Origin of the sequence: Pantoea sp. CFSAN033090 (assembly GCF_001264395.1) — a bacterium.
GTDB classification, from domain to species: Bacteria; Pseudomonadota; Gammaproteobacteria; order Enterobacterales; family Enterobacteriaceae; genus Pantoea; species Pantoea agglomerans.
Map to the genome: position 1 here is coordinate 37257 of NZ_LGYX01000011.1, position 24347 is coordinate 61603.

General features: G+C 57.1%; 23 protein-coding genes. 5 read left to right on the plus strand and 18 right to left on the minus strand.

All coding sequences use genetic code 11. From position 1 onward, the window contains the following. Window positions 1-9: 9 nt before the first annotated feature. On the minus strand, window positions 10-1401 hold the full coding sequence (locus AFL22_RS11865) for a NarK family nitrate/nitrite MFS transporter (RefSeq protein WP_010248529.1): 1392 nt from the start codon (window positions 1399-1401) through the stop codon (window positions 10-12). A gap of 316 nt (window positions 1402-1717) precedes the next feature. Between AFL22_RS11865 and narL the strand changes: the two genes are divergently transcribed. Both narL and mutS read left to right on the plus strand, forming a co-directional pair. Beyond that, the gene (gene narL, locus AFL22_RS11870) at window positions 1718-2365 is read left to right on the plus strand and encodes a two-component system response regulator NarL (RefSeq protein ID WP_010248531.1); all 648 of its coding nucleotides are present in this window, start codon (window positions 1718-1720) and stop codon (window positions 2363-2365) included. 306 nt (window positions 2366-2671) lie between these two features. After that, window positions 2672-5233: a DNA mismatch repair protein MutS gene (gene mutS / locus AFL22_RS11875; RefSeq protein WP_052271490.1), complete on the plus strand. Its 2562-nt coding sequence runs from the start codon at window positions 2672-2674 to the stop codon at window positions 5231-5233. A 139-nt stretch (window positions 5234-5372) separates the two neighbouring features. Here mutS and rpoS read toward each other — a convergent pair whose 3' ends face one another. The 13 genes from rpoS to cysG all read right to left on the minus strand — a co-directional run bounded on the left by rpoS (window position 5373) and on the right by cysG (window position 16745). Further along, window positions 5373-6365 (minus strand): RNA polymerase sigma factor RpoS, encoded by a 993-nt coding sequence (rpoS, locus tag AFL22_RS24265; RefSeq protein WP_003849090.1) that lies wholly within the window; start codon window positions 6363-6365, stop codon window positions 5373-5375. Window positions 6366-6422: 57 nt separating this feature from the next. Beyond that, window positions 6423-7523 carry a murein hydrolase activator NlpD gene (gene nlpD / locus AFL22_RS24270; protein WP_033772486.1) on the minus strand — a complete coding sequence of 367 codons (1101 nt, stop codon included), beginning with the start codon at window positions 7521-7523 and terminating at the stop codon, window positions 6423-6425. A 162-nt stretch (window positions 7524-7685) separates the two neighbouring features. Further along, window positions 7686-8312 (minus strand): protein-L-isoaspartate(D-aspartate) O-methyltransferase, encoded by a 627-nt coding sequence (locus tag AFL22_RS11890; RefSeq protein ID WP_010248537.1) that lies wholly within the window; start codon window positions 8310-8312, stop codon window positions 7686-7688. Next, complete coding sequence (gene surE / locus AFL22_RS11895; protein ID WP_003849099.1) at window positions 8306-9067, minus strand: 5'/3'-nucleotidase SurE; 762 nt, start codon at window positions 9065-9067, stop codon at window positions 8306-8308. Before surE ends, AFL22_RS11890 begins: the two co-directional genes overlap by 7 nt. 191 nt (window positions 9068-9258) lie before the next feature. Beyond that, complete coding sequence (truD, locus tag AFL22_RS11900) at window positions 9259-10299, minus strand: tRNA pseudouridine(13) synthase TruD (RefSeq protein WP_052271491.1); 1041 nt, start codon at window positions 10297-10299, stop codon at window positions 9259-9261. Next, window positions 10296-10778 (minus strand): 2-C-methyl-D-erythritol 2,4-cyclodiphosphate synthase, encoded by a 483-nt coding sequence (ispF, locus tag AFL22_RS11905; protein WP_010248541.1) that lies wholly within the window; start codon window positions 10776-10778, stop codon window positions 10296-10298. The genes truD and ispF overlap by 4 nt, the downstream gene beginning before the upstream one ends. Further along, a complete protein-coding gene (ispD, locus tag AFL22_RS11910; protein ID WP_052271492.1) occupies window positions 10778-11494 on the minus strand; it encodes a 2-C-methyl-D-erythritol 4-phosphate cytidylyltransferase in 717 nt (238 codons plus the stop codon). The genes ispF and ispD overlap by 1 nt, the downstream gene beginning before the upstream one ends. A 3-nt stretch (window positions 11495-11497) precedes the next feature. Next, window positions 11498-11815, minus strand: a complete 318-nt coding sequence (gene ftsB / locus AFL22_RS11915) for a cell division protein FtsB (RefSeq protein WP_052271531.1) — start codon at window positions 11813-11815, stop codon at window positions 11498-11500. Window positions 11816-11992: 177 nt separating this feature from the next. After that, the gene (locus AFL22_RS11920) at window positions 11993-12313 is read right to left on the minus strand and encodes a DUF3561 family protein (protein WP_010248547.1); all 321 of its coding nucleotides are present in this window, start codon (window positions 12311-12313) and stop codon (window positions 11993-11995) included. 54 nt (window positions 12314-12367) lie between these two features. Next, on the minus strand, window positions 12368-12973 hold the full coding sequence (gene cysC / locus AFL22_RS11925) for an adenylyl-sulfate kinase (RefSeq protein WP_010672130.1): 606 nt from the start codon (window positions 12971-12973) through the stop codon (window positions 12368-12370). Beyond that, on the minus strand, window positions 12973-14400 hold the full coding sequence (cysN, locus tag AFL22_RS11930; protein WP_010248552.1) for a sulfate adenylyltransferase subunit CysN: 1428 nt from the start codon (window positions 14398-14400) through the stop codon (window positions 12973-12975). Before cysN ends, cysC begins: the two co-directional genes overlap by 1 nt. A gap of 11 nt (window positions 14401-14411) precedes the next feature. After that, complete coding sequence (gene cysD / locus AFL22_RS11935) at window positions 14412-15320, minus strand: sulfate adenylyltransferase subunit CysD (protein WP_010248554.1); 909 nt, start codon at window positions 15318-15320, stop codon at window positions 14412-14414. A gap of 9 nt (window positions 15321-15329) precedes the next feature. Beyond that, a complete protein-coding gene (cysG, locus tag AFL22_RS11940) occupies window positions 15330-16745 on the minus strand; it encodes a siroheme synthase CysG (RefSeq protein ID WP_052271493.1) in 1416 nt (471 codons plus the stop codon). A gap of 363 nt (window positions 16746-17108) precedes the next feature. On the opposite strand from cysG, the gene AFL22_RS11945 reads away from it, so the two are divergent. Next, window positions 17109-18122 carry an aminopeptidase gene (locus tag AFL22_RS11945; protein WP_052271494.1) on the plus strand — a complete coding sequence of 338 codons (1014 nt, stop codon included), beginning with the start codon at window positions 17109-17111 and terminating at the stop codon, window positions 18120-18122. Between the two features lie 9 nt (window positions 18123-18131). Further along, window positions 18132-18416, plus strand: a complete 285-nt coding sequence (locus AFL22_RS11950) for a YciI family protein (protein WP_052271495.1) — start codon at window positions 18132-18134, stop codon at window positions 18414-18416. 60 nt (window positions 18417-18476) lie between these two features. Here AFL22_RS11950 and AFL22_RS11955 read toward each other — a convergent pair whose 3' ends face one another. From AFL22_RS11955 to cysJ, 3 genes are read right to left on the minus strand one after another with little or no spacing between them, the layout of a single operon-like run. Beyond that, window positions 18477-19211 (minus strand): phosphoadenylyl-sulfate reductase, encoded by a 735-nt coding sequence (locus tag AFL22_RS11955; RefSeq protein WP_010248562.1) that lies wholly within the window; start codon window positions 19209-19211, stop codon window positions 18477-18479. Continuing rightward, window positions 19208-20929, minus strand: a complete 1722-nt coding sequence (gene cysI, locus AFL22_RS11960; protein WP_022623798.1) for an assimilatory sulfite reductase (NADPH) hemoprotein subunit — start codon at window positions 20927-20929, stop codon at window positions 19208-19210. Before cysI ends, AFL22_RS11955 begins: the two co-directional genes overlap by 4 nt. Then, a complete protein-coding gene (cysJ, locus tag AFL22_RS11965) occupies window positions 20929-22740 on the minus strand; it encodes an NADPH-dependent assimilatory sulfite reductase flavoprotein subunit (protein WP_052271496.1) in 1812 nt (603 codons plus the stop codon). The genes cysI and cysJ overlap by 1 nt, the downstream gene beginning before the upstream one ends. A gap of 299 nt (window positions 22741-23039) precedes the next feature. Here cysJ and queD point away from each other — a divergent pair, with 299 nt between their 5' ends. Next, on the plus strand, window positions 23040-23399 hold the full coding sequence (gene queD, locus AFL22_RS11970) for a 6-carboxytetrahydropterin synthase QueD (RefSeq protein WP_010248568.1): 360 nt from the start codon (window positions 23040-23042) through the stop codon (window positions 23397-23399). Window positions 23400-23508: 109 nt separating this feature from the next. Here the strand turns inward: queD and queE are convergent, their stop codons facing one another. Continuing rightward, complete coding sequence (queE, locus tag AFL22_RS11975) at window positions 23509-24180, minus strand: 7-carboxy-7-deazaguanine synthase QueE (RefSeq protein WP_010248569.1); 672 nt, start codon at window positions 24178-24180, stop codon at window positions 23509-23511. Window positions 24181-24347 lie beyond the last annotated feature (167 nt).

Here is a 24347-nt window from a genome sequence, read left to right on the forward strand (position 1 = left end):
TTGTCGTTATCAGGCGCGTGCTTTTCGGCCGTAAACCAGCCAGGTCACCGCGATGCAGCAGAGATAAAAGACCAGGAAGATTTTCATCGCGCCGGCGGGTGAACCGGTCATCGCGAGCGACAGGCCAAAAGTCTGCGGAATAAAGAAACCGCCCAGCGCGCCAATCGCGGAGATAAAGCCGAGCGCAGCAGAGGTTTCTGTTGCCGCTTCACGCTGTGCCAGCGCATCGTCGCCGCCCTCAGCTTTGATACGTTCCAGCGTCAGCTTACGGAAGATCACCGCAATCATCTGGTAGGTGGAGCCGCTGCCCAGCCCGGACGTCAGGAACAGGCCCATAAACACGGCGAAGAAGGCAACGAACGAGCCATCATGTCCGGCACCCGGCAGGGTGAGGAACAGCAGCGCAGCAAACAGCGCCATCAGCACGTAGTTGACAAGCGTGACGCGGGTACCGCCGAAGCGGTCAGAAATGATGCCGCCTGCTGAACGGGCCAGCGCGCCAATAAAGGGGCCGAAAAAGGCGTAATGCATGATCACGACATCAGGAAATTGCGTCTTCGTCAGCATGGCAAAACCGGCAGAGAAACCGATAAATGAGCCAAAGGTGGCCAGATAGAGCAGCGCCATAACCCACAGGTGTGGACGTTTCAGCACCGGCAACTGCTCACGCAGCGAGGATTTCGCCGCCGCCAGGTCGTTCATGCCGAACCAGGCCGCCAGCGTGCCGATCGCCAGGAACGGCACCCAGATCCAGGCGGCATTTTCCAGCCAGATGCTGTCGCCGGTGACGGTGGTCTGACCCACATCGGCAAAACCAAAAATGGCACAGGAGATCGCCAGCGGGGCGACAAACTGCATTACGCTGACGCCAAGATTACCGAGGCCGCCGTTGATACCCAGCGCGCCGCCCTGACGGGCTTTGGGAAAGAAGAAGCTGATATTGCCCATGCTCGACGCGAAGTTAGCGCCACCAAAACCGCACAGCAGGGAAATCACCATAAAAGTGGTGAATGAGGTCTGGCTGTCCTGTACGGCAAAGCCGAGCCACAGGCAGGGAATGATCAGGATGCCGGTGCTGAAGGCGGTCCAGCGACGTCCCCCAAAGATGGGAATAACAAAAGAGTAAGGCACACGCAGCAACGCGCCAGAAACCGACGGCAGTGCGGTCAGTAAAAAGAGCTGCTCAGTGCTGAAGGTAAAGCCAACTTTATTCAGGTTAACCGCAACGGTGCTGAACAGCATCCAGACGCAGAAGCCCAGCAGCAGACAGAAGACAGAAATCCACAGGTTACGGCTGGCGATACGTTTACCACGCGCCTGCCAGAACGCATCGTTTTCCGGTTGCCAGTCCTGAATTAACGCGCCGCGCGTCGGGGTTTGCAAAGAGGTGGATTGGGTCATAAATCTCTCATCAGCAGAATAATAATTGTGCGTATCCTGCGCATCCGCCGTGGTGTCGGGCTTGATACAAATCAACGGCAATGCAGGTTACAGAGGTGCAGCGCCCTCTCTTCACCCCGGTTAAGTAGTTGACTGAATTCAGATAACCCTTATAAATCATAGGGTTTAAACACAGCCGCCAATGCCTTCTGTAAAAGGGTGCCCGACTGGAAATAAAGGAGTAGTCCATTGGGGGTATATAGCGACCCCGCTTCACCGGTAAGATAGGCTCTCCGCCCGCTCAGGGCTGGCGTATGTGACAGGAACAGGAGCCATTGTGACGGCAGAGAAATTTACGCTTTTATTGATCGACGACCATCCCATGCTGCGCAATGGCCTGAAGCAGCTGATTGCGCTGGATGAAAGGCTGCAGGTGGTTGCCGAAGCGGGTAATGGCATTGATGGCCTGGCGCTGGCACAGCAGCATGATCCCGACCTGATCCTGCTTGATCTTAATATGCCAGGTCTGAACGGACTGGATACCCTGACCCAGCTGCGTGAGATAGCCCTTTCTGGCCGGGTAGTGGTGTTCAGCGTTTCAGATAATGAAGAGGATGTGGTCAGCGCGTTGAAGCGCGGCGCTGATGGTTATCTGCTGAAAGATATGGAACCGGAAGCCTTACTGAAAGCGCTGCATCAGGCTGCTGCCGGTCAGATCGTGCTGAGCGAGGCGTTAACCCCGATTCTGGTCGCCCGGTTGCGTGAAGCGCAGCCTGCTCAGACGCGCGACATCAATCAGCTGACCCGGCGCGAACGCGATATTCTGCAACTGATCAGCGACGGGATGACCAATAAAGCGATTGCCCGCAAGCTGGCCATCAGTGAAAGCACGGTTAAGGTTCACGTTAAATATCTGCTGAAGAAGATGAACCTTAAATCCCGACTTGAAGCCGCCGTCTGGGCGCTGCAGAACGGGCTGCACTGACTTTTCCCCCTTCCCGATGCGGCGCAGTGCCGTCCTGCCGGCCATAAACTGCCGCAGAAATCGCGAGCCGCCTCGCAGCCCCGCATCAGCGTCATGAGAACAGGCACTTTTTTGTCGCCAGCCGCCGCCACATTTGCCAGGATGCCTGTCAGGTTACACCCGGTCAGGATCGCGGCTGTGCATCACGCTGGCATATGCCCTGCCCTATTCGTTATCATCTGATTATCCTGCGCGCCTGGAATCCCTTTCGGTTTCATGGGCGTTGACCGCCAGAAATTTACCGCATTAAAAATGAGCTAAAACCTTATGCAAGAGCCAACCGAAAAGGACTTTCCTTCCCACACGCCGATGATGCAGCAGTACCTACGTCTCAAGGCGGAGCATCCTGACATTCTGCTGTTTTACCGTATGGGTGACTTCTACGAGCTGTTTTATGACGACGCAAAACGTGCCTCGCAGCTGCTGGAGATTTCACTCACCAAGCGCGGTGCGTCAGCGGGCGAACCGATTCCGATGGCGGGTGTGCCCTATCATGCGGTTGAAGGTTACCTGGCTAAACTGGTGCAGCTGGGCGAATCCGTTGCCATCTGCGAGCAGATAGGCGATCCGGCGCTGAGCAAAGGCCCGGTCGAACGCAAAGTGGTGCGCATCGTTACCCCGGGTACCATCAGTGATGAGGCGCTGTTGCAGGAGCGACACGACAATCTGCTGGCGGCGATCGTGCAAAGCCCGCGCGGTTTTGGCTACGCCACGCTGGATATCAGCTCAGGCCGTTTTCGCCTCAGCGAACCTGCCGATGCTGAAACCATGGCGGCAGAACTGCAGCGCACCAATCCGGCGGAGCTGCTCTACCCCGAAGATTTCCAGGCGATGTCGCTGATCGATCAGCGACGCGGCCTGCGACGCCGTCCGCTGTGGGAGTTTGAGATCGACACCGCGCGCCAGCAGCTGAACCTGCAGTTCGGCACCCGCGATCTCAATGGCTTCGGCGTGGAGATTGCGCACCTCGGACTGAGCGCGGCGGGCTGCCTGCTGCAGTATGTTAAAGATACCCAGCGTACGACGCTGCCCCACATCCGCTCGCTGAGCATGGAGCGGCAGCAGGACAGCATCATCATGGATGCGGCCACCCGCCGTAATCTGGAGATCACCCAGAACCTGGCAGGCGGCACCGACAACACCTTAGCGGCGGTGCTGGATAAAACAGTCACCCCGATGGGTAGTCGGATGCTGAAACGCTGGCTGCATATGCCGCTGCGCGATGCGCGCATCATTAACCAGCGTCAGGAGTCGATTGCTGAGCTGCAAAATCTCAGCGACGTGCTGCAACCGGTGCTGCGTCAGGTCGGCGATCTGGAGCGAATCCTGGCTCGCCTGGCCCTGCGCACCGCACGTCCGCGCGATCTGGCTCGCATGCGTCATGCGTTTCAGCAACTGCCGGAACTTAACCAGTTGCTGGCCGACGTTGAGGCGCCCCAGTTGCAGAAGCTGCGCACGCAGATGGGCGAGTTCACTGCGTTACGTGAGCTGCTGGAACAGGCGGTGATTGAGTCACCGCCGGTGCTGATCCGTGACGGCGGAGTGATTGCGCCCGGCTACAACGCGGAGCTGGATGAGTGGCGCGCACTGGCAGATGGCGCAACCGACTATCTTGACCGGCTGGAGATCCGCGAACGCGAGAAGCTGGGACTGGATACCCTGAAGGTCGGCTTTAACGGCGTGCATGGTTATTACATTCAGGTGAGCCGCGGACAGAGCCATCAGGTACCGATGCACTATGTCCGTCGTCAGACCCTGAAAAATGCTGAACGCTATATCATTCCGGAGCTGAAAGAGTACGAAGACAAAGTACTCACCTCCAAGGGTAAAGCGCTGTCGCTGGAAAAAAGCCTGTATGAGGCGCTGTTCGATCAGTTGCTGCCGCATCTTGAAGCGCTGCAGCTGAGTGCCGCCGCGCTGGCAGAGCTGGATGTGTTAAGCAACCTGGCAGAACGCGCCTGGTCCCTGAACTATTGCCGCCCGGTATTGCAGGATAAAGCCGGGATTAAAATCAGCGGCGGACGCCATCCGGTGGTGGAACAGGTTCTGAAAGAGCCGTTTATTGCCAACCCACTGTCACTGGCACCCCAGCGCAGAATGCTGATTATTACCGGCCCCAACATGGGCGGTAAAAGTACCTATATGCGCCAGGCGGCACTGATTGCGCTGATGGCATGGATTGGCAGTTTTGTTCCTGCCGATGAGACGCTGATTGGCCCGCTGGATCGCATCTTTACCCGTGTCGGTGCCGCTGACGATCTCGCCTCCGGGCGCTCGACCTTTATGGTTGAGATGACCGAAACTGCTAACATCCTGCACAACGCCACCGAAAACAGCCTGGTGCTGATGGATGAGATTGGACGCGGAACATCCACCTACGACGGTTTATCGCTGGCCTGGGCCTGCGCCGAAAACCTGGCGAACCGTATCAAGGCGATGACGCTGTTTGCCACCCATTACTTCGAGCTGACAACCCTGCCGGAAAAAATGGAAGGCGTGGTTAATGTCCATCTGGATGCCGTTGAGCATGGCGACACGATCGCCTTTATGCACAGCGTCCAGGAGGGTGCGGCAAGTAAGAGCTATGGTCTGGCGGTGGCGGCGCTGGCCGGCGTACCCAAAGAGGTGATTAAGCGGGCACGCAATAAGCTGAAGGAACTTGAGACCGTTTCAAACCACTCCGCGTCATCGACGGTCGATGGCTCTCAGCTGCCGCTGCTGGTTGAAGAGACCTCGCCTGCCATGGAGGCGCTTGAGGCGCTGGATCCGGATACGCTGACACCGCGTCAGGCACTCGACTGGATTTATCGTCTTAAATCGCTGGTCTGATATTACATCCAGTACATCGCACCGCGTTAATGCGCGGTGCGATGCTCGCTCGCCCGCAAATCACTTTTCTGCAGACATAAAAAAAGCGATGGTTTTCACCATCGCTTTTCGCATTCAAACTCAGATTTACTGTTAACGATTATTCACGAAACAGTGCTTCAATGCTGAGGCCCTGCGCCTGCAGGATTTCACGCAGACGGCGTAAACCTTCAACCTGAATCTGGCGTACACGCTCGCGGGTTAAGCCGATTTCACGACCCACATCCTCAAGTGTTGCCGCTTCATAGCCTAACAGGCCGAAACGACGTGCCAGCACTTCACGCTGCTTGGCGTTCAGTTCGAACAGCCATTTAACGATGCTTTGTTTCATATCATCGTCCTGCGTGGTGTCTTCCGGTCCGTTGTCTTTCTCATCGGCCAGAATATCCAGCAGCGCTTTTTCAGAATCACCGCCTAATGGCGTATCAACCGAAGTAATGCGTTCGTTGAGACGTAACATGCGGCTTACGTCATCAACTGGTTTATCAAGCTGCTCTGCGATCTCTTCCGCACTCGGCTCATGGTCGAGCTTGTGGGAAAGTTCACGCGCAGTACGCAGATAAACATTCAGTTCTTTCACAATGTGAATCGGCAGACGGATGGTACGGGTTTGGTTCATGATCGCCCGTTCAATAGTCTGACGAATCCACCAGGTGGCGTACGTTGAGAAACGGAACCCGCGCTCCGGGTCAAATTTCTCTACGGCGCGAATCAGGCCGAGGTTACCTTCTTCAATCAGGTCCAGCAGAGCTAAACCACGATTGCTGTAACGACGAGCGATTTTCACCACCAGGCGTAAGTTACTTTCGATCATACGGCGACGGGAAGGGATATCACCCCGCAATGCACGGCGAGCGAAGAAGACTTCTTCCTCTGCCGTTAACAACGGAGAATAGCCAATCTCCCCGAGATAGAGCTGCGTCGCATCTAACACACGTTGCGTCGCACCCTGTGATAGCAACTCTTCTTCCGCTACGTCGCTATCACTGGCTTCATTTTCAACGAGTGCCTTCTCGTCAAAAATTTCAGCTCCGTTCTCATCGAATTCCGCGTTCTCATGTAACTCGTTTACTTTCAGCGTATTCTGGCTCATAAGCGGCTCCTACCCGTGATTCCAGGGCAGAACATAAACCTGTTTTGTTCTGCCGGATTATCGCTGCGGTAAATAACGCAACGGGTTTACGGATTTCCCCTTGTAACGAATTTCAAAGTGTAATCTGACTGAACTGGTTCCGGTGCTACCCATGGTAGCGATCTTTTGCCCCGCCTTAACTTCCTGTTGTTCCCGGACCAGCATTGTATCGTTGTGGGCGTAGGCGCTCAGGTAATCATCGTTGTGTTTAATGATGATTAAATTACCGTAACCCCGGAGTGCGTTACCTGCGTAAACCACTCGTCCTGAAGCAGTGGCGACCACAGATTGTCCGCGCGTCCCGGCGATATCGATACCTTTATTGCCACCTTCGGCGGCAGAGAAGTTATCGATGATCTTCCCGTCAGTCGGCCAGCGCCAGCTTCCGACCGGCGTTGAACTGTTGGTTGTACTGCTAACCGTTGGGGGTGCGGTAACGACTGGAGCTGTTGTCGTTGCAACATTTGCTCCATTCGAAGGCAACATTTTGCTGCCACCCGAATTACCTGAATCATCAGAATACGTAATAACAGGTTGCTGTGCAACAGCAGGCGATTTAATTTGTGGCGCCGCCGGAACGCCGCCCTGCGTTGCATCAGCAACGGTAATGGGATTGCCGCCGGTAATCGGCTGACCCGACCCATTGCCAATCTGCAAAGTTTGTCCGACATTCAGGCCATATGGCGCAGGAACATTGTTGCGCTGGGCTAAATCACGGAAATCGTTGCCGGTAATCCAGGCGATGTAAAACAATGTGTCGCCACGCTTAACGGTATAAGTTTCACCGGAGTAGCTACCTTTAGGAATGTTCTGATAACTGCGATTGTAAACAATCCGGCCATTCTGCGTCTCAACATTACTGTTGGTACTAATCATTCCACCACTAGCGGGGGCGGATGCTGAATTTTTGCTTAACATTTGTCCCTGGGCTGGCGTGGCAGGAACGCCGCCTGAACTCGTGTCTGCTCCAGACTGGTTAGTGTTCATGCCACCATTATCGCCAACGCGACTGATGGGTGCCTGTGAGTTGTCGCTGGAGCTGCAGCCTGCCAGCCAAAAACCTACCAGTGAAAGCGCCGCCAGACGGCGTAACTGAAAAAGTGTGCTTCCCGTGCTCATTAATCCCCCGTGATGGCAACTCTGATCTATCTGTTTCACTGTATCTGCCAGCAGGATACTCTGCGCGGCGCGATAAAATCTGCGTTTTCGATGAATAAACTGGATAGTAACAACATCAGGTACGTGGTGCTATGAAACAGTTGTGAAGAAATACGAAGAGGGTCAGGCCAGATCGCCCTGCACCAGCGGGACAAAACGCACTGGTTCGATGGTCTCTTCCATCACCTCTTCGCCCTGACGACGCAGGCGCTTCAGTACCTGCTGATCTTCGCCAACCGGCAGCACCATGATGCCGCCTTCTGCCAGTTGTGCTATCAGCGCAATCGGAATTTCAGGCGGTGCAGCCGTGACGATGATGGCATCGAAGGGGCCACGTGAAGGCCAGCCCTGCCAGCCATCACCATGACGGGTTGAGACATTATGCAGATCCAGCTGTTTCAGACGGCGCTTGGCCTGCCACTGCAGCCCTTTGATGCGTTCCACTGAATAAACATGGTCCACCAGATGGGCAAGAATCGCCGTCTGATAACCTGAACCCGTACCAATCTCCAGCACACGCGAATGCGGATTAAGTCCGAGCAGCGCGGTCATCCGCGCGACCATGTAGGGCTGTGATATCGTCTGACCGGAGCCGATGGGCAAGGCAACATTGTCCCAGGCTTTATGCTCGAACGCTTCGTCGATAAAACGTTCGCGCGGCACCTCGCTGATGGCTTTCAGCAGGTTTTCATCATCGATGCCCTGCTGACGCAGTTGTGACAGCAACGTCTCAATACGCCGATTCACCATGCCAGGTTCACCTCAGCTTTAGCCAGCCAGTCACTGAGCACGTTCTGCGCGCTGTGCGCCGTTAAATCGACATGGAGTGCCGTGACAGAGACGTAGCCCTGATCCACGGCGGCGAAGTCCGTATCCGGGCCCGCATCCAGTTTTTCCCCTGGCGGACCAATCCAGTAGAGTGTATTGCCACGCGGATCCTGCTGCGCGATCACCTGATCCGCCGGATGGCGACTGCCACAGCGCGTCACGCGGATGCCTTTGAGTTCAGACAACGGCAGATCGGGAACGTTGATATTGAGAATGCGGCCGGTGCGCAGCGGTTCATGCGTCAGCGCCCTGAGCAGAGCGCAGGTCACGGCCGCCGCGGTGGCGTAGTGCTGATGGCCATTGAGCGAAACCGCGATAGCCGGTAAGCCAAGATGTCGCCCTTCCATCGCCGCCGCCACCGTGCCGGAGTAGATCACATCATCGCCCAGATTGGGGCCGGCATTGATGCCCGACACCACAATGTCGGGACGCGGCTGCATCAGCGCATTCACCCCCAGATAGACGCAGTCGGTCGGCGTCCCCATCTGGACGGCGATATCGCCGTTTTCATGGGTGAAGGTGCGCAGAGGCGTTTCCAGCGTTAATGAGTTCGAGGCACCGCTTCGGTTACGATCGGGGGCAACAACCTGCACGTCAGCAATCTGCCGCAGGGCTTTCGCCAGAGTCTGAATGCCTGGCGCATGAATGCCGTCATCGTTACTGAGCAATATCCGCATTTCGTTCTGACCTTTTTTTATTCGACTGGTCGCCGTGACGGAACCTGTTTTAACGGCATGGCAACAGGTGAGGAATGGACGGCGATTTTTGCATTCTAGCGAGGCGCGCAAGGAAGTGGTAGGCGTAAATCACACGACGGTGGGGGTTTGCCGCAACATTACCCACACTGCGGGTCAGGTTGCGGCGAAGATTACTCATCAATCTGATCGGGCGAGTCCGCGTGGGTCAGCAGCTCACGGACCACGCTGGTGGCAAAGCTGCCCGCTGGCAGCCAGAATGCCAGTTCCAGCGTGACATCATCCCACCAGCTCCACTGCATATCGCGCGGCACCACCAGCATGGCACGGCGTGCAGCATCGACCTTCTCACGTTCAATCAGTCCCAGCAGCAGCGTCTCATCAGCCAGCGCCTGCTGTTCAAAGGCCAGCGCGTCAGCCTGCGGGCCAGGCTCGCCCCGTCCCGGCAGCGGCGCGGTGATGCGCAGCTCATGCTGATCAACCCGGCGCTGTGACTCTGCCAGTTCATCAGGCTGGGCGACAAACCAGCTGCCTCGTCCGGTCAGCTGCAACGCATCGCCGTTGAGCACCTGAGTCAGCCCACCCTGCTGTTGCAGACGCGCACTGGTCACCTGATTAAACAGCGAACTGCGCGCGGCAGAGAGCATCAGACTGCGCTTGTTGCGGTCGCGAATAATGATCTCATTGCGCGCCCACTTTTCAGCCATCACCAGATTATTGCCGCCGCGACCAAAACGCTGTTCACCAAAATAGTTCGGCACGCCCGCATCGCGAATCTGCGCCAGACGCGTTTCAACCGCATCACGGTCACTGATCTGGCGGATGATCAGCCGGAACGCATTCCCCGCCAGAGCGCCGATGCGCAGCTTACGTTTGTGGCGCACCGCCTGCAGAATCTCGACCCCTTCCAGCTCAAAACCGCGCAGATCGGGCATCGCATTACCCGGCAGGCGAAAACAGAGGGTCTGTTCCGTCACCGCATGGCGATCTTTCATTCCGGCATAACTCATGTCGCGCTGATGAATACCGAGATACTTCGCCAGTGCCTCAGCCACAAAGCGGGTATTGGCCCCCACTTTACGGATACGCACCAGCAGGTGCTCACCTTCACCATCCGCGCCATAACCGAGATCTTCAACTACCACGAAATCTTCCGGATTGGCTTTGATCACGCCGGAGGCCACGGGTGTACCGTACAGGTAATTCAGCATCATTGGCTGTCAGCTTTCAGGACTAACGCCACCGCTTCACAGGCGATGCCTTCGCCGCGCCCGGTAAAGCCCAGCTTCTCGGTGGTGGTCGCTTTGACGTTGACCGCATCCATATGGCAGCCCAGATCTTCTGCAATATTGATCCGCATCTGTGGCACGTGCGGCAGCATTTTCGGTGCCTGAGCAATAATCGTGACGTCGACATTACCGATGCGATAGCCTTTGGCTTCGATACGACGCCAGGCCTCACGCAGCAGGCCGCGGCTGTCCGCCCCTTTAAAAGCCGGATCGGTGTCAGGAAATAGCTTGCCGATATCGCCCATCGCCACTGCGCCCAGCAGCGCGTCAGTCAGCGCGTGCAGCGCCACATCGCCATCCGAATGGGCGATAAAACCCTGCTCAAACGGGATCCGCACACCGCCAATCACTAACGGACCCTCTCCGCCAAAGGCGTGAACGTCAAAACCGTGACCGATACGCATCATGCGCTCTCCTTTAAATGAATCTGACTCAGATAAAAAGCCGCCAGCGCCAGATCTTCTGGCCGGGTGACTTTGATGTTATCACTGCGTCCGCTGACTAACAGCGGGTGGTAGCCGCAATACTCCAGCGCCGAGGCTTCATCGGTGATGGTCGCGCCTTCTGCCAGCGCCCGCGTCAGGCAGGCGGTGAGCAGCGCATGAGGGAAAAATTGCGGCGTTAAGGCGTGCCAGAGATCGTCGCGCTCTACGGTATGGGCCACCGCGGCTTTGCCCGGCTCGCCCCGTTTCATGGTGTCACGCACTGGCGCGGCCAGAATCCCGCCAACGTGGCTCTGTTCACGCACGTTGAGCAGTTGCTGGAGATCGTCGGGATGCAGACAGGGACGCGCGGCGTCATGGACCAGCACCCAGGCGGAACCCTGTGCGGCCTGCAATCCGGCCAGCACCGATTCGGCGCGGGTCTCTCCGCCTGTCACCCTGAGCACGCGCGGATCGCGTGCCAGCGGCAGTGAAGCGAAGTGCTGGTCATCAGGACTGAGGGCGACAATCACCTGTTTGATAGCGGGATGGGAAAACAGACGCGCAATGCTGTGTTCCAGAAGGGTGTGCTGACCAATCGTCAGATACTGCTTCGGACAGGTTGCCTGCATGCGGCTGCCGATCCCGGCAGCGGGCACCACGGCAATCACATCCGCAAGGGAGGCCAGAGTGTTCATGTTTTATCGTTGTTGGTTAAGCGCTGCTTGTTGCGCGTTGCGTTTGTTCTGGTCAGGCACCAGACGATAGAAAGTCTCACCGGGCTTAATCATGCCCAGTTCATTGCGTGCACGCTCCTCGATCGCTTCCGAGCCGCCATTGAGATCGTCAATTTCGGCAAACAGCTGATCGTTTCGCGATTTCAGTTTGGCATTGTTTGCCTGTTGCACCGCGACATCATCATTGACGCGCGTATAGTCATGGATGCCATTTTTCCCCAGCCACAACGAATATTGCAGCCAGCCAAGCAGCACCAATAACAGTAACGTCAGTTTTACCATCCCGCCCCCTAAAAACGGCCCAATCATCCCATAACTTTGCACAGGACTCCACACCAGCGGAGAAAATGGCGCGCTTTGCTGCGCGTCTGCGCAAAATATGAATCAGTACCGATTCAGACGGGAAAAGATTTGTAACCTGCCGATGCGTTTGCACATCAGCGCGGGCGCACTGACGGCTTACCAGCCAGAGAGAAAAGAGAACATTAACCAGAAGAGCGTGACCACCATGATCACCGTGGCGAGCGCGGCCCACAGCCACTGTCCACTCAGCAGCGTATTCAGCGCGATACCCGTGACCACCGCAACCGGCAGCAGCGCCAGAAAGAATGGCCAGGTATAAAGAAAGAAGAACAGCGTGTTAGAGCCGAACAGCAGGAAAGGAATCGCCAGCGCGCACCAGTAAGCGAGAAAGCCGATAACGCCGCCCGGCAGCAATGAGCGCGGCTCATCCGGGGAGGAGTCATCTTTTCGGGCGAGCATTGGGGTAATGTTCTGCATAGGCATCCTGTTGGCGCGAGGGCGGCAAATCAGAAACGATTTGCCGCTGTCTCTTCAGGATTTGATGATATCGCGGTCACGCAGCAGGTCTAACAATTGGGCGGCCAGTTTTGTAACCAATTGTTCGCCATCCAGCTGGATTTCCGGGCTATCGGGCGCCTCATAGACGCTGTCGATGCCGGTGAAATTACGCAGTTCACCGGCGCGCGCTTTGCGATACAAGCCTTTCGGATCACGCGCTTCACACACGGCTAACGGCGTATCGACAAATACCTCGATAAACTGTCCCGGCTCCAGCAGATCGCGCACCATCTGACGCTCGGCACGATGCGGCGAAATAAAGGCAGTGAGCACCACGAGTCCGGCATCCACCATCAGTTTCGCCACCTCACCGACGCGACGGATATTCTCTTTACGATCATCATCGCTGAAACCGAGGTCACGACAGAGGCCGTGACGCACATTGTCACCATCCAGCAGATAGGTGCTGACGCCGATGCGGTGCAGCGCCTGCTCCAGCGCACCGGCAACGGTGGATTTCCCCGAGCCCGAAAGCCCGGTGAACCACAGCACCACGCCCTGATGGCCATGCTGCTGTTCGCGAGAGGCGCGTGTCACCGGATGATCATGCCACACCACGTTATCGTCGTGCTGCGCCATTACTGACCGCCCAGCAGGTCGCGCGCATTCCAGTGTGGGAAGTGGCGGCGCACCAGCGCATTCAGTTCCAGCTCAAACGCGCTGAACTCGCCGGTATTAACCGGGGCATCATGGTTTGGCTGATGGATCATACCGGCACCCACGGTGACGTTGCTCAGGCGATCGATAAAGATCATGCCGCCGGTTACCGGGTTCTGCTGATAGCTGTCGAGCACCATCGGTTCGTCAAAGGTGATCTCAATGCGACCGATACCGTTCAGCGGCAGCGTATCGACCTGACGCGTCTCCAGTGAGTTGATCTCGACCTGATGCAGCACCTTCTCTACCCGGCCACGGGTTTTCTTACCGGCGATTTTCAGGTCATAACTCTGACCGGCCTGCAGCGGCTGCTCTGCCATCCAGACCACGTCAACGCTGGCAGACTGAACCGCTGCCAGCTCTTCACTGGCATCCACCAGCAGATCGCCACGGCTGATATCAATCTCATCCTGCAGCACCAGGGTAATCGCTTCGCCTGCACCCGCTTCCTGCAGATCGCCATCGAAGGTCACAATGCGGGCAATGGTCGACTCCACGCCAGAAGGCAGCACTTTAACGCGCTGGCCTACCTGCACGCTGCCCGACGCCAGAGTGCCGGCATAGCCACGAAAATCGAGGTTCGGACGGTTGACATACTGCACCGGGAAACGCATCGGCTGATGATCGACGACGCGCTTCAGCTCCACGGTCTCCAGCACATCCAGCAGCGTCGGGCCGCTATACCACGGCATGGTCTGACTGGCAGAAGCGACGTTATCCCCTTCCAGCGCCGACATCGGCACAAAGCGGATATCGAGGTCTTCCGGCAGCTGCGCAGCAAAGTCGAGGTAATCCTGTTTGATCTGCTCGAAGCGCTCCTGGTTGTACTCCACCAGATCCATCTTATTGATCGCCACCACCAGGTGTTTGATCCCCAGCAGCGTCGAGATAAAGCTGTGGCGGCGGGTCTGATCCAGTACGCCTTTACGCGCATCGATCAGCAGGATCGCCAGATCGCAGGTTGACGCGCCGGTCGCCATGTTACGGGTGTACTGCTCATGTCCCGGCGTGTCGGCGATAATAAATTTACGCTTTTCGGTCGAGAAGTAGCGGTAGGCCACATCAATGGTAATGCCCTGCTCACGCTCAGCCTGCAGACCATCCACCAGCAGCGCCAGATCGAGCTTCTCGCCCTGGGTGCCGTGACGCTTGCTGTCGTTGTGCAGCGACGAGAGCTGATCTTCATAGATCTGACGGGTGTCGTGTAGCAGACGTCCAATCAGGGTACTTTTTCCGTCGTCAACGCTGCCGCAGGTCAGAAAACGCAGCAGGCTCTTGTGTTGTTGCGTGGTCAGCCAGGCTTCAACGCCGCCCTGGTCGGCAATCTGTTGTGCAATTACGGTATTCATCTGGCGTCTCCTTAGAAATAACCCTGACGTTTTTTCAGTTCCATCGAACCGGACTGATCGCGATCGATCATGCGGCCCTGACGCTCGCTGGTGGTGGAAACCAGCATCTCTTCGATGATCTCCGGCAGCGTCTGCGCCTCAGACTCTACCGCGCCGGTCAGCGGCCAGCAGCCGAGCGTACGGAAACGGACCATCCGTTCGGTGATCTCTTCACCCGGCTGCAGGTTGATGCGATCGTCATCGATCATCATCAGCATGCCATCACGCTCCAGCACCGGACGCGGTGCGGCGAGATAGAGCGGCACGATCTCGATGTTTTCCAGGAAGATGTACTGCCAGATATCCAGTTCGGTCCAGTTCGACAGCGGGAAGACGCGGATGCTTTCGCCTTTGTTGATCTGACCGTTGTAGTTGTGCCACAGCTCAGGGCGCTGGTTTTTCGGATCCCAGCGATGGAAGCGGTCACGGAATGAGTAGATACGCTCTTTGGCGCGTGACTTCTCTTCATCACGACGTGCGCCGCCAAAGGCTGCATCAAAACCATATTTGTTCAGCGCCTGCTTTAGCCCTTCGGTTTTCATGATGTCAGTGTGTTTGGCACTGCCGTGAACAAAGGGGTTGATGCCCATCGCCACGCCTTCCGGGTTGCGGTGAACCAGCAACTCTGCGCCCATCGCTTTCACGGTGCGGTCGCGAAATTCGTACATTTCACGGAATTTCCAGCCGGTATCCACATGCAGCAACGGGAAGGGCAGCGTGCCTGGGTAGAAGGCTTTACGCGCCAGATGTAGCATGACCGAGGAGTCTTTGCCGATGGAGTACATCATCACCGGATTGCTGAACTCCGCCGCCACTTCGCGAATGATGTGGATACTCTCCGCCTCCAGCTGACGCAGATGAGTGAGTCGTTTTTGGTCCATGATTTTCCCTCAAGCCAGATTGACAACGGCGGACTCGCGAGCCCCCTGCTGTGCTGAATGTTTAAACCAGGCGAGTTGCCCGTGCAGATTAACCACCTCTCCGATCACCAGCAGCGCCGGAGTGGGTGCCGAGGCGGCCAGCGCCTCAAGTTGTTCTAAGGTACCGGTCAGCACCTGTTGATCCGGACGGGTGCCGCGACTGATCACCGCCACCGGCGTTGATGCCGCGCGACCGTGCTGAATCAGCGCCTCGCTGATGGCAGCGGCTTTAACGGTTCCCATGTAGATTGCCAGCGTCTGACGCGCACGCGCCAGCGATGGCCAGTCAATGTCATCCCCATCGGGACGGCAGTGACCGGTAATAAACATCACGCTCTGCGCGTAGTCGCGGTGGGTCAGCGGAATACCGGCATAGGCCGTCGCACCGGCAGCCGCGGTGACGCCCGGCACCACCTGGAACGGCACACCCGCCTGCTGAGCCGCCTGCAGCTCTTCGCCGCCGCGGCCAAAGATAAAGGGATCGCCGCCCTTGAGGCGCACGACGCGCTTGCCTTTCAGCGCCAGTGAAACCAGCATCTGATTGATCTCTTCCTGCGGCAACGTGTGGGCGCTGGCCCGTTTGCCGACGCAGATGCGATCGGCATCGCGGCGCACCAGATCCAGCACCTCTTCGCTGACCAGATGGTCGTAGAGCACCACATCGGCTAACTGCATCACCTGCAGGCCACGCAGCGTCAGCAGACCGCTGTCGCCCGGCCCGGCGCCCACCAGAAAGATCTCACCCTGACGGGTCGGCTCTTCCTGCAGCTCACGGTCCAGCGTGCGTTTCGCCTCTTCGACGTTACCGGCAGACATCTCACTGGCGAACCGGCCGTCGAAAGCGCGTTCCCAGAAGCGCCGACGGTCAGACATGCGGCTGAAGCGCTGTTTGACTTTATCGCGCCAGAGTCCGGCCACTTCAGCCATCTGACCCAGACTGGCAGGCAGCAGCGTTTCGATTTTTTCGCGCAGCATGCGTGCCAGCACCGGTGCGGTGCCGCTGGAGGAGATCGCCACCACCAGCGGTGAGCGGTCAACAATCGAGGGGAAGATAAAGGTGCATTTTGGCTGGTCATCCACCACGTTAACCAGCTTATGCCGCGCATTGGCGGCTTCAAACACCTGGGTGTTGAGATGGTTGTCGTCGGTGGCGGCAATCACCAGGAAAACGCCATCCAGCTGGGCCGGGTCAAATTCGGTCGCCAGCCACTCCAGCTCCTGCTTATCCAGCAGTGCCTGCAGTTCAGGGCAGAGTTCACGAGATGCGATCAGAACGCGCGCGCGTGCACGGCGCAGCAGTTCAATTTTTCGCGCCGCAATATCTCCCCCGCCGACAACCAGAACCGGGCGGCCAGAAAGATCGGCAAAAAGAGGCAAATAGTCCACGTTAACCCTGATGTTTTAACTTTGTATTAACGCGACTATACGTCGCTGAGTTTATCCAGATGAAATTACGAATTGGAATGAGTAGTTACCGAATGGAATAACGACGCCGCAAAGCACAGAACAATTTGGTCTTAACAGATGAAATTTAATGGCTTTTTCGTGAACAGGCTCACATATTGAAAGCCACACCTGCGGCAGCAAAAGCAGATAAGTGCCAGCGATAATGGTCCGTTACGCCTTTCGGTAGTGACAGCGCCCGATTCCACTAACAAAGTCACGGGACAAAAAGGATATAATGCGCGCGGCATGGCTGGCCCTGGCCCCCATGCGGAACGGCTCCCGAATAATGAAAAAGGATGCACTATGTTTTATTCCCTCCGCTTGAGGGTAGCGACAATTTTATTTGGCGCACTCATTTCCCCGCTGGCTCTGGCCACTCCGCCTGGTCAGTTTGCCGAACAGCAGGCCCGGCACATCGCCACCTTGTTTCCTGGCCGGATGAGCGGCAGCCCGGCTGAGCTGATGGCAGCCGACTACCTGCAACAGCAATTTACCGCGCTGGGTTATAAGACCAATACCCGCCAGTTCAGGACCGGCTATAAGTGGCAGGAAGAGGACGGCACGCAGCGCTGGCATAAGCTCACGGCAACCTCGGTGATTGCCGCGCGTGCAGGCAGCGTGCCGCAGGAGATTCTGATCGTGGCACATCTGGATACCTGGACGCCGCAAAATAGCAGCCAGGCCCAGCACAACCTGGGCGGCTTACGCCTGCAGGGCGTCGATGATAATGCATCGGGTCTTGGCGTGATGCTGGAGCTGGCGCAGCAGCTGAGCCGCAAACCGCTGCACTACGGCATACGCTTTGTGGCGCTGAGCGCCGGAGAGGCAGATCTGCACGGCATGGATGATTATGTTGAGCGGATGAGCACGCGTGAGAAGAAGAATACCCTGCTGGTCATCGATCTGAATAGCCTGATCACCGGCGATCATCTCTATTTTAACAGCGGCATGAATACGCCCCGGGCGGTGCGCAAGCAGACCAGCGAACGAGCCCTGTTACTGGCACGCCAGCAGGGCATTCCCGCCGCCAGTCATCAGCTGAATCGTAAAGACTTTGACGCTCTTAATGCCTTCGACAAGGCGGGCTTTCCGCTGCTGGATGTGACCGCCAGCAACTGGACGCTGGGTAATAAAGATGGTGCGCTGCAGCGTCATCGTAGTCCCCACTTTCCTGATGGCGTTACCCGCCATCAGACTGACCTGGATAATCTGAGCTATCTCGACCGCTGGCTGCCGGGGCAGATAACCTTGCGAACCCGCGACAGCGTTCGCGTGCTGCTGCCGCTGCTCAGTGAACTGACCAATCCCAAAGTGTAAGGATCTGACATGTACGTGGTCTTTCTGAATTACGTTCGTCCGGTAGAAGAAGTTGAAGCGCCGCTGGCAGCCCATATCGAATGGCTGGATCGCTATTTTGACGCGGGCTTTTTTATTGCAGCGGGACGTAAAGATCCGCGCACGGGCGGCATGTTACTGGTCAGGGAGATGGAACGAGAAGAGCTGGATGCAATTTTAGCGGAAGATCCGTTTGTCACGGTGGCAGAGTATGAGGTGACGAAAGTGAATGTGACCCGTGCAGCAGAGGCGTTTGCCGGATTAAAAGGCGCTTAGCTTTCCGCCTGACTGCAGCCAAAAACTTCTCTCCCTGTGTGCGGGGAGAGAAGTCCTGCGTCAGCCTTCGTGCAGACCACACTCGCGCTTGAGGCCGAAGAAGCGCGTCTCTTCTTCTGCCATACCCGGCTCCCACTTGCGGGTGGTATGGGTATCGCCCACCGAGAGATAGCCTTCATCCCACAGCGGATGGTACTTCAGCTTATGCTGCTCCAGATACTGATGAATCTGGCGGTTATCCCAGTCGATAATCGGCAGCAGCTTAAAGACGCCACGCTGGACGCCCAGCACCGGCAGATTCGCCCGACTGCCCGACTGGTCGCGCCGCAATCCGGCAAACCAGGTCTGCGCGCCCAGGGTTTCAATGGCGCGATTCATCGGCTCAACTTTGTTGATCTCGTTATATTTCTCAATCCCCTCGACGCCCTGCTCCCACAGTTTGCCGTAGCGCGCTTCCTGCCAGGCCGGTGAGGTTTCGGCGCGGAACACTTTAAGGTTGAGATTGAGCTGGTCCGCCAGCTCATCAATAAAACGATAGGTCTCCGGGAACAGATAGCCGGTGTCGGTCAGGATCACCGGAATATCGGGCTGCTGACGCGTCACCAGATGCAGCGACACCGCGGCCTGAATACCGAAACTGGAGGAGAGCACGTAGGCACCCGGCAGATTCTCCAGTGCCCAGCTGACCCGCTCTTCCGCAGATGACTTCTCCAGCTGCGCATTGGTCGCGGCCAGCGCCATAGCACGCTGGACTTTGGACATCTCATTCAGTGCTGCGAGGTCGGGGTGACTCATTTTGCTTCCTCCCAAAAGTCGCGTGCCGGGTCCAGCACCGGCGCAACAATGCCCGCGCGGATGGTGAAGTCACCAAAGCCTTCCGCGGCCTGGCGCTCAGTGGCCCAGCGTCCCACCAGCTCATCAATGGTGGCGAGAATTTCGCTTTCGTTAATGTTTTCACGGTACATGCGGGGAATACGCGTTCCGCTGCGGTTTCCACCCAGATGCAGGTTGTAGCGACCTGGCGCTTTACCCACCAGACCCAGCTCAGCCAGCATGGCACGGCCACAGCCGTTGGGACAACCGGTAACGCGTAACACTATGTGCTCATCGCCAACGCCATGCGCATGCATGATCCCTTCTACTTTAGTCACGAAGGCAGGCAGGAAGCGCTCAGCTTCTGCCATCGCCAGCGGACAGGTCGGGAACGCCACGCAGGCCATCGAGTTTTCGCGCTGTGCCGTAACGTGATCCATCAGACCATGTTCGCGCGCGATTGCTTCGATCTGCGCTTTTTCGCTTTCCGGCACGCCTGCCACAATCAGGTTCTGGTTAGCGGTCAGACGGAAATCGCCCTGATGGATTTTCGCAATTTCAGCGATGCCGCTTTTCAGCGGTCGGCCCGGATAGTCAAGCAGACGACCATTTTCGATAAACAGCGTCAGGTGCCATTTGTTGTCGATGCCTTTGATCCAGCCAATGCGATCGCCACGGGTGGTGAACTCATAGGGGCGGATCGGCTCAAACGTCACACCGGCACGTTTTTCAACTTCGGCTTTAAAGGTCTCGACGCCAACGCGTTCCAGGGTGTACTTGGTTTTGGCGTTTTTACGGTCGGTACGGTTGCCCCAGTCGCGCTGAGTCGTGACCACCGCCTCGGCAACGTCGAGGATCTTCTCCACCGGGAAGTAACCAAACTCGCTGGCGGTGCGCGCATAGGTCGCTTTGTTACCGTGCTCAATCGACAGCCCGCCACCCACCAGCAGGTTAAAGCCCACCAGCTTGCCGTGCTCGGCGACAGCGACAAAGTTCAGATCGTTGGCGTGCAGATCCACGTCGTTATGCGGCGGGATCACCACGGTGGTTTTAAATTTACGCGGCAGATACGTTTCACCGAGGATCGGCTCTTCGTCGGTGGTGGCGACTTTTTCTTTATCCCACCAGATCTCCGCATAGGCACGGGTGCGTGGCAGCAGATGCTCAGAGAGTTTCTTCGCCCACTCATACGCTTCCTGATGCAGCTCCGACTCAACCGGGTTCGACGTACAGAGCACGTTACGGTTAACGTCGTTGGCGGTCGCCAGCGCATCCAGCCCCACCTCATGCAGCATCTGATGCGTCGGCTTAACGTTCTTCTTCAGAATGCCGTGAAACTGGAAGGTCTGACGGTTAGTCAGACGGATGCTGCCATAGATAGTTTTATCGGTGGCAAATTTGTCGATGGCCAGCCACTGAGTCGGCGTAATGATGCCGCCCGGCAACCGGCAACGCAGCATCATGGCGTGGCGCGGCTCCAGCTTCTGCTCCGCACGTTCGGCACGAATATCGCGATCGTCCTGCTGGTACATGCCGTGAAAACGGATCAGCAGGAAGTTGTCGCCGGTAAAACCGCCGGTCAGACCCTCTTCCAGATCTTCTTTAATGGTGCCGCGCAGATAGTTGCTCTGCTTCTTCAGACGCTCAGCGTCTGCTAATTTGCCTTCTACAACCAGCGGTCCAGGGTGTTTATCGCTCATTAGTAAACGTCTCGCTGATAACGGCGCTCAATGCGCAGCTCACTTAAAAATTCGTCGGCCGTTTCACGATCCATTCCGCCGTGTTCGACCACCACATCCAGCAATGCCTGCTCGACGTCTTTTGCCATACGATTCGCGTCGCCACAGACATAAAGATGCGCGCCCTCTTCAATCCAGCGCCACACTTCGGCCCCTTTCGCGCGGATCTTATCCTGTACGTAAATCTTCTCTGCCTGATCGCGTGACCAGGCGAGGTCGATATGAGTCAGCAGACCATCTTTCACATATTTCTGCCACTCCACCTGATAGAGGAAATCGTCGGTGAAGTGCGGATTACCAAAGAATAGCCAGTTTTTGCCGCTGGCACCGTCGTTGTCGCGCTGCTGCATAAAGGCGCGGAACGGCGCGATGCCGGTGCCCGGACCAATCATGATCACTGGCGCATCCGGATTAGCCGGCAGGCGGAAGTTGTCGTTGTGTTCGATGAAGACCCGGACTTCGCCCTCTTCTTCGATGCGATCGGCCAGCCAGGTCGATGCACCGCCGCCACGCTGGCGACCTTCAATATCAAAGCGAACGGCACCGACGGTGATATGCACTTCGGTATCGGTTTCAGCCTGCGAAGAGGCGATAGAGTAGAGTCGCGGCGTCAGCGGTCGCAGCAGGCCGGTCAGCTGTTCAGCGCTGAGTTCAGACGGTGCCAGGCGCACCATATCCACAATCGGATAGTGCTGCGCATAGTGCTGCAGCCTGGCTTTATCATCCACCAGTGAGAGCAACTCCGCGTTGCGTGACAGCTGGGCATACTGCGCCACGATCTGCGCGGTGTTAACCGTCAGCTCGAAATGCTTCTGCAGCGCCTCCGCCAGCGGCAGGGTTTTCCCCTGAACCTCTACCGGCTCATCGCCTTTCAGCCAGACCAGCTCCAGCAGTTCGCTGACCAGCGCCGCGTCATTCTCATACCAGACGCCCAGCGCATCGCCAGGCTGGTAGGGCAGACCGGAATCGCCCAGATCGATTTCGATATGGCGCACATCTTTGTCTGAGTCACGTCCGGTAATTTTCTGATTCACCGCCAGACTCGCGCTGAGCGGCGACTCTTTAGTATAGGGGCTGGTGGTGACTTCGTTGACGCTGCCGGCTGCTGTCGCCGCAGCCTGCGCCGGGGATTCGGTCGGCACGCGTTTCTTGAGAATTTCCGTCAGTGCATTGCGCCAGGCGGCGGCCTGCTCTGCATACTCAACATCCGCATCGACGCGATCCAGCAGACGCTCGCCGCCCAGCTCCGCCAGTCGGCTGTCAAAATCTTTACCCGCCTGGCTGAAGAATTCATAAGAGGTGTCGCCCAGGCCAAACACTGCGAAGGCGGCACCCTCCATTTTCGGTGCCTTTTTCGACATCAGGAATTTATGCAGCGCCACCGCCTCTTCCGGCGGTTCGCCTTCGCCCTGGGTGGAGGTTACAACCACCAGCATTTTTTCCTGGCCAATCTGTTTGAACTTGTAATCACCGGCATTCACCAGGTTTACGTTCAGCTTTGCGGCCAGCAGGTCATCACGCAACTGCTCAGCCAGACGACGTGCGTTGCCGGTCTGGGAGGCAGAAAGCAGCGTAATGGCGGGCGCTTCGGCCGGAGCCGGAGCAGATGCAGTGCTGGCGACGGCGCTACCCGGGGTCTGTTCCACCCTGCCCCAGAAATAGCCTGACAGCCACGCCAGTTGAGTCGGGGAATAATCTGTCGTCGCCGCCTGTAAGCGAGCGAGTTGTTCCGGGGAGAGCGGAAGCATTGAACCAGGTGCCTGAGTCGTCATCGCGTTAAAAATTCCAGTATCAGAAGTCCGGACCGTAAAATGGCGGAAGAGTGCGTAGGTTACCGGTCCGTATATTAACGATTAAATACACCTTCGACATATCAAATAACCAAAATGACTAAATGGTTTTCCAGGTAGGAATAATCGTTAAAAGTGGTAAGCAAAGCGGTGATATATCAGTTAATTAGCTGGACGCCACTGTATAAACGCGCAGGAAAAGTATCGGTTTGTGCGGTTCGGGTGCGAAAAAAGCGGTAATCAGGTAGAATCCAGCGGTTTTTTAATGTCTGAGAACCATTATGTCTACCACCTTGTTTAAAGAGTTCCAGTTCGAAGCCGCGCATCATCTACCGAATGTGCCGGCCGGACACAAATGTGGCCGTCTGCACGGTCATTCGTTCCTGGTTCGTCTGGAGATTACCGGCGAAGTGGATGCGCATACCGGCTGGGTTATGGATTTTGCTGAGCTGAAGGCGGCGTTTAAGCCGGTCTACAATCGGCTGGACCACTACTATCTGAATGATATTCCCGGCCTGGAAAATCCCACCAGCGAAGTGCTGGCGAAATGGATCTGGGATCAGATGAAGCCGCAACTGCCGCTGCTAAGTGCGGTGATGATCAAAGAAACCTGCACCGCAGGCTGCGTTTACCGCGGCTAACCCTGTCGGATCGAACCCTTCGATCCGACGCGGCTTTTCTCTCCGTCCTGCCTCTGACGCTCAACGCTTCCCTGTGGTTAACGGCTCATTGCGTGCCGCTTTATCAGGATCAGGCGATATTGAGATATTTATGGGTCTGCATCGACAGACGCCAGTTACGAGCAATGCAGGTCTCAATACAGAGCCGGGTTGCATCATCTTTGCGGCTGATTGGCTGCAGGGCGATGATACGCGCTTTGGTGTCATCAATGCCTGCCAGCAGCCGATCCAACGCTTCCACATCACGCTCGCGCGCCACCGGATGCTTGATTTCATCGGCCCGGCTCAGCGCCTGGGGCAGAACATCGTAGCCGCCGCGCATGTTGACCTTCGGCGAGACGGTCACCCAGGTCCGTTCAGAACAGTGAATCTCGTGGGTTCCGCTGGTCTCAATCTGGCACTGGAAACCGTGCTGCTCCAGCGCAGTGGTTAACGGACGCAGATCGTAAATCGCCGGTTCACCGCCGGTGATCACCACATGACGCGCCGTCCAGCCCTGCTGCGCAATGGCACTCACCAGGGTCGCCGCGTCGGCATCACCCCAGGCGTCGCTTTCCACCGTCTTGATCAAAATATCGCCCAGCGACGTTTCCCGATCTGTCCGCTTTTCCCAGGTGTGTTTGGTATCGCACCAGCTACAGCCCACCGGGCATCCCTGCAAACGAATGAAAATGGCAGGCACGCCGGTGTAATAACCTTCGCCCTGCAGTGTCTGGAACATTTCGTTAATCGGGTATTGCATTACGGACTCGCTTGAAAAAAACAGGGCGCTGATTATGGCAGATTTGCCGCGCAGCTCAACCACGCGTTGTGCCTTTTCTCCGCGCCGGACAAAACACAAAAGAGGGGCTTCAGACGGCTGACAGGCGCAAAACGTGGATGGCCAGGACCGAAGAGCAAAGCGTCCCG

Coding starts and splice junctions, on each gene's coding strand:
- AFL22_RS11865 (WP_010248529.1), bottom strand. CDS start 1,401: ATGACCCAATCCACCTCTTTGCAAACCCCGACGCGCGGCGCGTTAATT.
- cysN (WP_010248552.1), bottom strand. CDS start 14,400: ATGAATACCGTAATTGCACAACAGATTGCCGACCAGGGCGGCGTTGAA.
- AFL22_RS11890 (WP_010248537.1), bottom strand. CDS start 8,312: ATGGTGAATCGGCGTATTGAGACGTTGCTGTCACAACTGCGTCAGCAG.
- AFL22_RS11950 (WP_052271495.1), top strand. CDS start 18,132: ATGTACGTGGTCTTTCTGAATTACGTTCGTCCGGTAGAAGAAGTTGAA.
- surE (WP_003849099.1), bottom strand. CDS start 9,067: ATGCGGATATTGCTCAGTAACGATGACGGCATTCATGCGCCAGGCATT.
- truD (WP_052271491.1), bottom strand. CDS start 10,299: ATGATGCTGAATTACCTGTACGGTACACCCGTGGCCTCCGGCGTGATC.
- mutS (WP_052271490.1), top strand. CDS start 2,672: ATGCAAGAGCCAACCGAAAAGGACTTTCCTTCCCACACGCCGATGATG.
- AFL22_RS11945 (WP_052271494.1), top strand. CDS start 17,109: ATGTTTTATTCCCTCCGCTTGAGGGTAGCGACAATTTTATTTGGCGCA.
- rpoS (WP_003849090.1), bottom strand. CDS start 6,365: ATGAGCCAGAATACGCTGAAAGTAAACGAGTTACATGAGAACGCGGAA.
- cysD (WP_010248554.1), bottom strand. CDS start 15,320: ATGGACCAAAAACGACTCACTCATCTGCGTCAGCTGGAGGCGGAGAGT.
- cysJ (WP_052271496.1), bottom strand. CDS start 22,740: ATGACGACTCAGGCACCTGGTTCAATGCTTCCGCTCTCCCCGGAACAA.
- ispD (WP_052271492.1), bottom strand. CDS start 11,494: ATGAACACTCTGGCCTCCCTTGCGGATGTGATTGCCGTGGTGCCCGCT.
- AFL22_RS11920 (WP_010248547.1), bottom strand. CDS start 12,313: ATGCAGAACATTACCCCAATGCTCGCCCGAAAAGATGACTCCTCCCCG.
- cysC (WP_010672130.1), bottom strand. CDS start 12,973: ATGGCGCAGCACGACGATAACGTGGTGTGGCATGATCATCCGGTGACA.
- AFL22_RS11955 (WP_010248562.1), bottom strand. CDS start 19,211: ATGAGTCACCCCGACCTCGCAGCACTGAATGAGATGTCCAAAGTCCAG.
- ftsB (WP_052271531.1), bottom strand. CDS start 11,815: ATGGTAAAACTGACGTTACTGTTATTGGTGCTGCTTGGCTGGCTGCAA.
- queE (WP_010248569.1), bottom strand. CDS start 24,180: ATGCAATACCCGATTAACGAAATGTTCCAGACACTGCAGGGCGAAGGT.
- queD (WP_010248568.1), top strand. CDS start 23,040: ATGTCTACCACCTTGTTTAAAGAGTTCCAGTTCGAAGCCGCGCATCAT.
- cysI (WP_022623798.1), bottom strand. CDS start 20,929: ATGAGCGATAAACACCCTGGACCGCTGGTTGTAGAAGGCAAATTAGCA.
- nlpD (WP_033772486.1), bottom strand. CDS start 7,523: ATGAGCACGGGAAGCACACTTTTTCAGTTACGCCGTCTGGCGGCGCTT.
- ispF (WP_010248541.1), bottom strand. CDS start 10,778: ATGCGTATCGGTCACGGTTTTGACGTTCACGCCTTTGGCGGAGAGGGT.